An 11,753-nucleotide genomic window follows, 5' to 3' on the forward strand; every position below is an offset into this window, starting at 1 on the left:
CGTCGGCTTCATCGTGATCTCGCTCTTCATGCCGATGATCTCGCTCGTGCAGTCGCTCTAGGAGAAGTCGATGGATCCAGTCATGCAACGACGTCGAGAGTCAGGGTTCACGCTGGTCGAGCTGCTGGTGGTGATCGGCATCATCGCGCTGCTCGTCGGCATTCTGATCCCCACCATCGCCCGCGTCCGCCAGGCCGCATTCGCGACGGATTCCGCGGCGACCGTCCGTGCGCTGACGAACGCGATCCAGACGTACTACGACGACTTCCAGGCCTACCCGGGTCCTGTTCCGGACGACCAGATCGGCATCGGGTTCGGCAACTTCGCGTTTCCGGCGCCGGCCGAGCGGAGTGCGAATTTCACATTCGACGTTGACGACGACGGCACCGACGACGATTCGTTGCTTGAGAACATAGCTGCGACCAACGGCATCACGGGCACGGAAAACCTCGCTCTCGGGCTGCTGGGCGGCTTGGTCTTGGATGCGGGTGGAGCGATCCTTTACGACCCGCAGGCCGTCGGAAGTGGCCCGCGTCTGCTCGGCGGAACCCCGGGCGGCCGGCCGAGCTATGTCGATCTCGAGCGGGATCGCCTCGGCTTCACCTTCGCTGCCGACAACAAGGAAACTGGGCGCTTCCGCGACAACACGGCCTCGGCGAACGACACGATCATCCCGGAATTCGTCGACAGCTTCCCGAGCCCGATGCCGATCCTGTACCTCCGGGCGCAGAGCGTGGGCTTCTCGGCGACGCCGCGTGACCTGATCGCAGGTTCGGGGCAAGGATTCGCCTTTAACCTGAACCACGTCATCGCCTACACCGCGCCGGTCGAAGGCACGACGGTTGGAGCGAACGCCCGCTACATCGGTGAAGGCCGGGAAGAGCTCGACGATTTCCATTCGAACAACGGCTCGTTCCACGGCCTCCAACTTGGCGTTGACGGCAATCCGGGCGATCTGCTTGTTCCAGGAGATGCCGACCCGAACGAAAGTCCGGCGGACGCCAACGGCCGCAATCGCTTCTACGAGGACGGCCCCTACGACGCGATCCCGTACCTCGCCGACCCTTCGGCCGGACTCGCCAGTGGGAACGCCCGCGCGAGTGACAGCTACGTCCTCATCTCCGCCGGCCCTGACCGGGTCTATGGGACGCGCGACGACATCACCAGCTTCGGCAAGGTCGGGCAATGAGCCAACGCCTCTTCCCATCACGACAGCGGGGCGGCTTCACGCTCGTGGAGCTGATCGTCGTCATCGGGATCATCGTTCTTCTCGCGGGGATCGCGCTCCCAGCGCTCATCAACGTCCTGAGCACCGGCCGCAAGACCGCGATTCAGGGCGCGCTCCTGAGCGTCGAGCAGGCTTTGACTGCCTACGAATCCGACTTCGGCGACATCCCGCGGTTCGGCAACGATCCGGCCGATCCACTCAACGTCGCACCCGACCGTGGTGCACGTCTCCTTGCACGGGCCTTGATGGGCGTCGCGCCCGAGAATGACGAGATCGCCGCCGGCCGGCCGGGTCTGGACGTTCCCACGACCTCACAGTTCTACCTGTTCCAGGACGGGATCGGGAAGACGACCGCCAATCCGTTCGGCTTCCGGACCAAACGCGTCAATTACAACAACTCCGGCATCCTGGCTCCTGCCGACCCGCTATCGAGCAACGACGGTTACGACGGCGAGACCTATGAGCCGTACTTGTCGCCCGACGAGTTCCAGGTCCGTCGCGACGCCGACGGCAACGTCCAGCCCAACGCGGTCATCCTGAACCCGCAGGGTCAGCCAATCTTCTACTACCCGCGGAACCGGGTGAATGCTGACGTGTCGGAGCCGAACTTCTACGTCGGCAGCGTCGCACAGTCGCGCTACCGGTGGTTCGACAACCAGTCGACCGACTACATCCGTGACGAGGCTGCACCGCCTTTGATTTTCCCGACCTTGGGACAGTTCGCCCAACTTCTCGGCGACAGCGACGGCAACGGATCGATCGACCAGGCCGGTGAGCAGGCGATTGACGTTCCGTACATCCTGATCACACCCGGGCCGAGCGACTTTTTCATGACCGCCGGCGACGACGAAGTCTTTGATCTCGGCGTTCCCACGGATACGTCCAACGACGACAACGTCCCTGCCGATGATCTGATTAGCAATGTCGACCTCGTCCTCCCGCAGTAGCCGTCGCGGCCTGTCGACGGGAGACGTGCTGGTCGTCGTCGCGATCATCGGCCTGCTCCTGGGCCTGGCGACGAGCCTCGCCCGACAGGTCCGCGAGCAGGGCAGACTCAATCTCGTTGACGACGTCTTTCGGGATCTCGAGGCCGCCCGAAACGCCTACGCGACGGAACACGACCGTTCGCCTTCGATCCCATCACTCCTGCCTCCGGGGATCGAGCAGCTTACAGAAGAGGCGTTGACGCCCGAACTGCTGCTTCAACGGGCACGGCTCAACAACGTCGCCATGCACGAGGCCTTGGCGTCGCGACTCGAAAACGCCGGAGCGCTGCGATTGCTCCCGCCCGTTCGGCACGATGGCGAGCGGCTTCTGGACCCGTGGGGCATGCCCATCGTCTACGACGCGGGTGGCACCGGCCTGCTCGGCACGGCACAGGGTGACCGCCCCTTCTTCCTCTCAGCCGGCCCGGACCGCGATTACCGCACGCGAGGCGACAACGTCTACAGCTACGAGGACCTTTCAAACGTCCGCCCTGACGGCTCCGTCGGGAACCTGACGATGGTGGACATGCCGTAAACTCTTTCCGTGACGACGACCGCCGCCATTGCCCGCTGCCGACGTCGCTCGAGGGGCTTTTCGCTCGTCGAGCTGCTCGTCGTGATCGGTATCCTGGCGCTCCTCGTCGCCATCGTCACGGTCGGACTCTCCTCGGTGCTAGGCGGCCAAGAGGCGAAGGAAACGCAAGTCCGTTTGGAGGCACTCAACAGCATGGTCGCGGCCTACTCCGCCAGCGACTCTGCAACCAGCGGCCAGCAGTTGCCGCCCCGGATCACGCCGGACGGTTCGTCGTCCTACAGCGGAACCGGCTTCCAGTGGTACTCCACGGTCGACGGAGCCTGGGGCGACAAGAACGCTTCGCCCACCGCAGCGGTGGCAGCCGCAAACGGTGCTCCTTTGCGAGTCGACGACGACGATTACGACGGCAACGACGATGACGAACTCGACAGCAGCACCGTCGTGAACGTCTCGACGACGGTTGCCGGGGGCCGAACGCAGGCTGTCATTCGCCAGCTGCTCCGTGTCGAGCAGAACAACCGCGCGTTCTTCGACCTCCCCGGCTCGTTCCGCAGCGGAAGCATCACGGCGCCCGGCCGACTCGCCGTCGTCAGCGAGCGTGCCGACCCGCCGCTCCCGCTCGACGGGCACGGCGGCGTGATCCTTTACGTCCCGCCGACCGGCCTGACCGGCGTCACGTTCGAAGGCGACGACTCCTTTGACGAGAACGACCGGCTCGTCCCCGTCAGCAACCGCGGCTTCTTCATGTCTGCCGGCGTCGACGGCGACTACACCACCGGCGACGACAACGTCTACTCCGTCGAAGTTCGCCCCGTCCGCGTCCCCTGAGCCACCCGCATGGCCCACGCGCCCACGTCATCCTCCGACCACTCCCAGCCCGCGACGCGTCGTGCGTTCACGCTCGTCGAGCTGTTGGTCGTCTTGGCCGTCATCGGCCTCGCCCTGGTCATCGCGGTGCCGGCGTTCACGAGCATCACCGAGGGCCGAAAGGAGTCGGCTTCGCAGAACCTGATCAGCGCCGCCCTCAGCCGTGCCCGCGCCGAAGCCATCAAGCTCGGCCAACCCGCCGGCGTCTTCTTCTACTACGACACCGTCAACGAACGCTCCAAGCTCGCGATCGTCACCCTCGAAGTCGACCTGACCGACCCGAACCCCTACGACGAGTACAAGGGGTTCCTCGCCGACGCGACGCGGTACGACTACCAAGGCTCGAATCCCGATCCGCTGGGCACCGCCCTTCGGGGCGAGCCGGGCATGAGTGCGGACCGGGTCATCGCCTTCGCCAGCGACACACAGCCGGCCGCGGGTTTCACCGGCTACGACGACATCGTCAACGGCGTCTCCTTCGCCGACGTCTTCGGCGATCGGCCGCGGCCCGTCGTTCTCGCGTGGCGGCGGACGACCGAGACGCTCGACGGTTCCGCCGACACGGCCGGGGGTCCGCCTCCTGGCACCATCGGCACGGTCACCTACCCGACCTACGCGACGTATCCCGACTACGAGGGCACCAACGGCGGCACGCCCGACCTGTTCGGCAATCTTGCCATCGTCGAGGCGAATCCGAATCCGGCCAACACCACACAGCTCGACGAGCGTTTCGAGTTCAACGCCGGAGCCACGCAGCCCGAGGCCTGGCGGCTCTTCAGCGAGCCGACACTCGAACGCATCGAACAGATCGACCCGATCGAGCTTCCGTCGGGCATCGGCGTCCAGCTCATCACGGGCGTCGGCCTCGACACCGATGTCGGCTCGGCCGGTGCTGACGAAGGCGGCGGCTTCCGCGAGCGGTATGTCCGTGCCGGAGCCATCCTCTTCAGCCCGCAGGGCCGACTGCTCCGCGTCGACTACGGCGTGCTTTCGACCAACAGTCTTGGCCAGCTGCTCGATCTCGCCGGCAACGGCGTCGGCAGACTCGACCTGGTCTCGCAGGTCGGCGTTGTCACCTACGCCGAGGAAGCGTTCGAAGGTGCCCAGGGCGACGGCACAGCGCTTGAGTGGAGCGGCACGGCCGGCCTGAGCGAGGTCGACGGCAACGTCATCGCGAACTTCGACACGACGCAGGGCGACTTCAACTTCTTTTACCCGACTCGGAACGACGACTCCGAGGACGAGTATGCCGAGGAGCGCTGGCTCGACGCGAACACGGCTCCGCTGCTCGTCAACCGCTTCAGCGGCCAGCTCAGTCGGAGCGAATGACGCACGCCTCTTTCCTCATGACCCGACACTGTCCGACCAACCGCCGCGGCTTCACGTTCATCGAGGTGATGTTCGCCGTCCTCGTGATGGGCGCGGGTGTCGCGATGATCGCGGCGATGCTTCCGGTGGCGGTTCGTCAGACCAAGGACCTCCGCGAACAGGCCGCGGGCAACGCGGCAATCGAGTCGGGGTTCCATGTCCTGGAGGCGGTCGTTTCTGAAGAACTCGCCGCGGGTAACGATCCGCTTCCTGACTTTGGCGAACGCATTCTGACCTATCCAAGTTTCGACGGAGCTTTTGGAGACATCCCGGCTTTCGATGCCACGATCGCCGATCGTGTGCTCATCGAGCCCGACGTCAACGTCGACGCGGCCGGCTTCCGCCTGACTGCGGGGCGGTACGGCTGGATTCCGTTCTATCAGCGTGGGACAGGGCAGGACGCGTCGATTGCCCTGGTTGCCGTCGCCAGCCGCGGCGAACACGCCCTGGCCAAGCTCGACGCCGTCGGCCCGGATTACTCGACGCCCGCGACGCCTGCACAACACTTCGCCAACGCCCCGTTGGCAGTCGGCGTCGTCACGCGTGAAGGCTCGGCCGTCGTCAACGGCGAGATCGTCGACGACGTTCCCGACCGGATCGCTTTCTTCGGCCGGGCGGGTATCCCGAACGAGGCGATCCAGCAGGCCGCCGTCGAGGGCGGCGTCGTCGTCATTTACGGCCCAACGGACGATGCGACGACTGGGACCAGCCCGTTCCGAGGCAACACTGCTGGCGGTGGCACTCCGATCGCGTCGGTTCCGGAGATTCGAATCTATCGACTTGTCGAGCGACTGTTCACGACCGACGCCGAGGCCATTCCCGGCTACTCGGACAACCCGACGGACGCCAACTATGCCGTTCAGTTCACGCTTGCACCAGGACAAGGCCTTGCTTTTTCTCTCGACGGTGCGGACCTTCGTCGTGAAGACGTCGGCCCGAACCCCGCCGCCGACCCCGCCGCTGCCGCCGCCGAGGGCTATCTCATCGGACGCCGGCTCCGCGAGCCATACTTTCCTTGGGACGAAACGGACAACCCCTACGTCGGCCCGACGCAGGTCGTCCAGACGCTCAACGGCGTCGAACTCGACGTCACGCCCTGAGGCCTGTCGCCTCCTGTCTCCATGACCGCACGCCTTGCCATCGTCTTATCGAGTGCCCCGCGTCAGCCGCGACGTGGTGGGTTCACGCTGACGGAGCTCATGATCAGCGTCGTGCTGGTCCTTCTGCTCGTTGCCGCGATCGCCCGCATCTTCGGCACGACCAGCGAGACGATCGGCCGAAGTGAGGCCATCGTCCGCGCCACAACCGACCTCGAAGCCGTCCGCACGGCCCTGCAAGCCGACTTCACCGGGACCGACGACATCGCCTACCTCGGTGCGGACAACGACCAGTCCGGCATGCTCCCGATCGCCGGGGTCGGTGCGATCCGCGACAACTTCACCGGCTCGCAGACGCCCCAGCCTTCCATCATCCTCTACAGCAGCCGGGTCGGGACATACCTCAACGAGCGGGAGTCCGAGTCGGACGCCCTGTTCGACATCACCGCGCCCTTCGCCGGCACGCCGCCCGAGCTCTACACGGTCGATTCCGACGGCGACGGCGTCGACGACACGACGCTCAGCCGCTTCGACTATGGCATCCGCAGCTTCCGCACCGACACGCTGAGCTTCTTCACCGGCGGCAGCTTCACCAGCCAGACCAACCTTCGCCCCGGCGGCGATGTGACCGACGCCTTCAACTCCGACCAGGCCTGGGTCTGGTGGGGCCATGGCCGGGCGTACAACGGACTGGTCGAGCCGAACCAGGCGCTCGGCTACGCCTACCCCGGCTTCATCCAGACTGGCGGAGCCCAGAACACGAACAACCGTTTCGCAAGCGAGTTCCGGCTCCTGCGAATGGGCATGCTGCTCAGCAAGCCCATCGACCACGACGGCGACGACCCAACTGGTACCGGCGGGGCTTTCACGCCGGCAACCGTGGCCAACGACGCGCTTGACCCGGTCTACCACCTTGGCCCCACGGACGCGGGCACCGACGACTGGTCACGCCGCGTTCAGCTATTCCCGATCTTCGATCGGCCCACTGCGTCAACCGACTGGAGCGACATCGTCAACGGCGTCACGACGAACTACCCGCGCGGCCTGTGGTTCGATACCGACGTCAACTCTCCTGACCCGGAAGACCCTGGCGTCGGCCCGTTCTCGCAGCTGACCAACACGTACTTTCTGCCTGATGGGGCAACGGACCACATTTTTCTGGGTCCGCCCGACGTTCTGACCATTGTGACGGCGGACGCCTACGACCTTCTCGAAGGCCGCGTGGACGTCCTCGGTGCGAGCGCCGACCAGTTCCACGACTTCCTGCTCGCGATGCAGGCGATTCAGCCTCGGGTGAGTCTTCCGCTGCTCGCGCCGGCAAGCGGTGACTTCGGGGCTGACGCCGACCCGTGGTATGACGACATGCTTGCGGTGAGGGCCTCTGGTGCCGCTTCCACGCAGGTCCCCAACCGTTTCTGGATCAATCCCATCGCCCGCAGCCCGCTCGACCCAAACCAGGTCAATCAGCGGAGCAGCCTCCTTCTCGATGGCGCGGCGCAGTTCACCGTCGAGTTTGCCGGCGACTTCTTCACGCAGGACACGACCGGTGCCATCACGGCCGCCGTTCCGGACGGGACCGTCGACTTCTACCTCGAAGTCCTCAATCCCACCGGCCCCGTCGCCTTTCGCAAGACCCGCTTCTACGGGCTGCCCCGCGACGTCGACGGCGACCCGGACGACTTCGACACGGACGGCAACCTCGTCGAGCCGATGATCTACGGACCCGGCGCCGTACAAGCAGGGGCAGCCTTCAACAGCCCGGGCTTCGACGCCCGCACCGACCCCGACGTCCGGCCCGTCGCCGACTACCTCGTCTTCGTCGGCGGCGTGCCCAACATCAACCACGGCTTCCCGTTCGAGAAGCTTCTTCCCGGCCCGCGTGACGGCAACGGCAATCCGGTCCGCGACGCCATCGAGGACTACATCTTCGAAGCACGCAGCGGCGACGGTGCCTTCGCGGCCGACTACGAGGACGAGTGGTCCCAGTACCTCTGTGCTTGGGGCCCGATGGAGCTCGCCTCCGGTTCCTTTTTTGCCGGCGTGCCGTTCAGCGGTCAGATCGCCCGGAATTACCCCGGGCCGTGGGTCAGCTTCAACACGGTGACGCAGCCGCTCTCGCCCAAGCTCTTCCGCTTCATCGTCGAAGCCGCCGACGTCCAGGGCCGTCTCGATCAGGCCGTCCGGACGGAACTCGTCTTCACGGTGCCCCACGTCACGAACTGACGCGGGCGTCGTTCTTTACGTTCGGATTTGCTGTTGGGCCTTCATTGCACGGCTGGTTCAACGCCACCGAGCCGGAGTCGGTGCATTTGGCGGCGTTGAGATCGATTGCCGGGACGTGGCGGACGCGGCGAATGATGAGGCGTGAGCGTCTGCCGAGAGTCCATCGTTGGCCATCGATCCCGCGAGCGTCGCGGTTTGATTCTGCTGTTCGTGGTCGTGCTGCTGTCGCTCCTTGCGGTGCTGGGCAGCGCGTTTCTTATCAGCAGTCGGCTCTCGGCTGACCAGGTGCCGCCCAGCGAGCGCGGGTCGGCGGAGACGAGCGACACGACGCGCACGCCGCCGCTGAGCTTCGACGCGAACCTGTCGAAGGTCGAGACGCTGATCAGGGGGCAGCTGGTGCTGGACCTGATGGCCCGGTCGGGCACGCGAGCAACGCCGGAGACGGACGAGGTGGGGACATCGCTCACGCTGACCAGCGGTCGTCGCGACTTTGCCGACGCGCAGCTGCTTTGGCGTCCGACGGACAGTCAGCAGGACGCCATCTTCGCCGACGACATCTTCGACCCGCTCGCGAGCTTCGCAGCCGACAACGTCAACACGCCCGGCCGTGCCCTCAGCGCGGGCGGCGTCATCGACATCCCGTACCTCCCGGTCGACGCCGGCGGCGGGACCGATCCGCACCTGGCGAGTCATCCGCACCGCGACGATCGCGGCAATACCGACCCGACGGACGACGTCGTCTTGTGGCCCTGGGTCAGCGGCCCGCTTGTCGGTCTGCCGGGATACAGCGTGGACCCTGTCTTCGTCGATCCGTTCGGTGCGCTGCTTGGCGGCACGCTGGACGTGGTGCAGTTCGACGCGGTCGATTCGACCAACCGCAGGGCGAACCTGACGCCGGGTCTGTATCGCAACGGTGAAGGTCTGGACTATTCAGCGCCGAGTCCGCCGCGTGGCCAGGACACGCCAAACACGGAGATCAACTTTTACAACGATCGCAACCGCAGCTTCCTTGCCCTCTTCTACGACGGTGACGACGGCGGGAACGCCCTCAACGGGATTGAGAACGTTCCCGATGGGCAGCAGCTCGTCGGCGACAACAGCGAGTCGTTCTTCGCCGCCGATGCCGACGGCGACGGCGTGGCGGACTCGGGGCTCGTGCCGCTGCTCCCCGGCGATGACTCGGACGCCTTCGCCGCTGCCATCGCGTTACCGGTCGGCGATCCGCTTCGGTATCAGCACGACGACGGGTACTGGTACTTCTACGCGATGCGCATCGTCGACAACTCGGCCCTGCCGCACGTCGACACGGCGATGAGCCGACTAGGCGATCGCCTCCAGACGGCTGCCTTCGACAGCGACGCGACATTCGCCAGGATGGCCGCTGCCGACGTGCCGAATTGGGGCATCTACCCCGGCAACGTCGGCCTTCGAGAGGCCTTCCCGGTCACCGATCCGCTCACCGACAGCCTGCCCAACGGCTACGACGGCGACGACGAGTTCAACATGCTCATGACGCTCCGTGCCGGCGGCCTCGGAACGCGGAACGGGGCGAACATCCTCGAGGTCGACGTCGAGACAAGCCCGACGCAGGCGCGGACCGATCTTCGCTACGCCACAATCGCCGAGGCCTACGGCATCGGGCTCGCGCAGCGGCTCTACGTCGGAGCTGGCCAGGTCGAGAGCGGCAACGACACCTCGCCCGACGGCGGGGCGGCCTCGTTCGCGGGCGTGGCGTCGGGTCAGGTCGCAGCACAGCTCGCTTTCAACGGCGGCGGCTGGGTTGTGCCCCAACAGCAGAGCGATCGCAACGCGCTCGAGTCGCTCATGCCCGCCACGATGCTCGTCTCCGGCGGGAACTTCGTGCCGCAGGTCGACTACATCTGGCACGACTTTCCGATCGGGGCGAACATCGATATCAACGCTCCCGTTCCCACTGCCGAGACCGGCGCTGCCAGGCGGTCGCTCTGGTTCGACCAGTTCCACGGGCTCGACCCGGATGACACGCTGTACGACTACGAGCAGGCACTGGTCCTCAACAGCACCGGCGGGACGATCGATGACTTCCCACGCTCCCCACGAGCCGGCCTTACCGGCGCCGGTGGCGTGAGCGGGGCGATTCGCGCCCACACCGTCAGCGGTGCCAACGGCCCCGGCTCGAACGATCGCGTCCCCGAAGGCATGCCCGCCTATGACCCCCTCACGGAGGCGGCGTACGCGCCGGATTACACGGTCCTGTCGGGCTCTTTGGATGCAACGTTCGAGAACGTCACGTCGGTCGCACCAGTGCGGGCGTCGCTCAACACGGACCTGTTCGCGTTGCTGTGGCGTGGGTTCTGGAACATCATGGCCGACGACGACACGGGCATCGCAGTGCTCGCCACCGTGAGCGACGCGTTCGCCGATCCGCTGTTGGACCGCGTCGCTGCGGGCGCGACGGCAGTCACCACGCTCGACGCAGAACAGACCCGCCGCCTCCGCAGCGCGATTGCCGCGGTCAACGCGATGGATATTCGCGACGTCGAACGCATCGCTGACCGCGGCGACACTGACGTGACGGTCGCAACTGTGCCGCTCGATGAGACCAATGCGGCCGCGGCACACGTTTTCGGTACCGAGGTCCAACCTTTCATCTCCGAGGCAGTCGTCGCCTTCGTCGACGACCCGGCCAATCCCGGGACGGCACTCGTCGACTACCTCGCGGTCGAGTTGGTCAATCCGTATCCGTACGAGATCGACACGACCGGCTGGCGTCTCGTCGCGGTTGATCGCACCGGTGCGACACTCGCATTTCACGAGTTGGCAGAGTTTCCCGCCGCTATCCCGGCCGGCGATCCAGCCGCCGGAACGTTTTCGTTTTTCGTGTTCGCCGATGGCACCGAGCCGGCGGCGCTCGCATCACCAGTGGGGTTGGTCGAGAATCTGGCGGACATCACCGCTGCAGCCAACGCGGGTGTGATTCGCGAACTGATGATTATGCGGCCGGCTCTTTCGGAGACGAATGCCGCACAAGCGGGCATCGCGGTTTCGCTCGATACCGCGCTAGCTGACTCAGCCAGCCCTGCGTGGCAGTTCATGGCACCGGTGGATGCTGCGGACTTTGGCGGAATCACCGCGGCTGCAGGCTTTGTTTATCACTACAACCGACTCGACCCCGCGTCAACGCCGAGGCGATGGGACTTCGTCTATCACGGCGCCCTCGCCGGCGGCACTGCGGGTACGACCATCGTCGAACGCGTCGATGGGACGGAGACGACGCTTGGAGCAATAAGCAGTGACATTGCTCAGGTCACCGCAGCGGATCTGTTCCCCATCCCGCTTGGTCCGGCACTCAGCGGTCTCGGTGCCCGAGAGGCCGCTAACGGCACGTCGTTCTACCCATACGGCGGCTTCGCCCGGGACGGCGATGTGCTGCAACTGCCGTACATCGGTGGCTATCACGTCATCGATCC

General features: G+C 65.8%; 8 protein-coding genes. All 8 read left to right on the forward strand.

Annotated elements, in window-relative coordinates:
• Positions 1 to 82: 82 nt before the first annotated feature.
• Positions 83 to 1,189: a type II secretion system protein gene (locus AAGI46_11740; protein ID MEM1012877.1), complete on the forward strand. Its 1,107-nt coding sequence runs from the start codon at positions 83 to 85 to the stop codon at positions 1,187 to 1,189.
• Complete coding sequence (locus AAGI46_11745) at positions 1,186 to 2,175, forward strand: type II secretion system protein (protein MEM1012878.1); 990 nt, start codon at positions 1,186 to 1,188, stop codon at positions 2,173 to 2,175. The genes AAGI46_11740 and AAGI46_11745 overlap by 4 nt, the downstream gene beginning before the upstream one ends.
• Complete coding sequence (locus AAGI46_11750; GenBank protein MEM1012879.1) at positions 2,150 to 2,749, forward strand: type II secretion system protein; 600 nt, start codon at positions 2,150 to 2,152, stop codon at positions 2,747 to 2,749. The genes AAGI46_11745 and AAGI46_11750 overlap by 26 nt, the downstream gene beginning before the upstream one ends.
• A gap of 9 nt (positions 2,750 to 2,758) precedes the next feature.
• Entirely contained in the window at positions 2,759 to 3,577 is an 819-nt protein-coding gene (locus AAGI46_11755) for a prepilin-type N-terminal cleavage/methylation domain-containing protein (protein ID MEM1012880.1), read from the forward strand.
• A 9-nt stretch (positions 3,578 to 3,586) separates the two neighbouring features.
• Positions 3,587 to 4,945 (forward strand): prepilin-type N-terminal cleavage/methylation domain-containing protein, encoded by a 1,359-nt coding sequence (locus AAGI46_11760; protein MEM1012881.1) that lies wholly within the window; start codon positions 3,587 to 3,589, stop codon positions 4,943 to 4,945.
• A gap of 17 nt (positions 4,946 to 4,962) precedes the next feature.
• Positions 4,963 to 6,084 carry a prepilin-type N-terminal cleavage/methylation domain-containing protein gene (locus AAGI46_11765; protein ID MEM1012882.1) on the forward strand — a complete coding sequence of 374 codons (1,122 nt, stop codon included), beginning with the start codon at positions 4,963 to 4,965 and terminating at the stop codon, positions 6,082 to 6,084.
• A gap of 21 nt (positions 6,085 to 6,105) precedes the next feature.
• On the forward strand, positions 6,106 to 8,304 hold the full coding sequence (locus tag AAGI46_11770; GenBank protein MEM1012883.1) for a prepilin-type N-terminal cleavage/methylation domain-containing protein: 2,199 nt from the start codon (positions 6,106 to 6,108) through the stop codon (positions 8,302 to 8,304).
• Between the two features lie 195 nt (positions 8,305 to 8,499).
• Positions 8,500 to 11,753: hypothetical protein (locus AAGI46_11775; GenBank protein MEM1012884.1), on the forward strand; the 3,254-nt coding region annotated here is incomplete at its 3' end.

The sequence above is a fragment of the Planctomycetota bacterium genome (genome assembly GCA_038746835.1).
Taxonomy (GTDB): Bacteria; Planctomycetota; Phycisphaerae; order Tepidisphaerales; family Tepidisphaeraceae; genus JBCDKH01.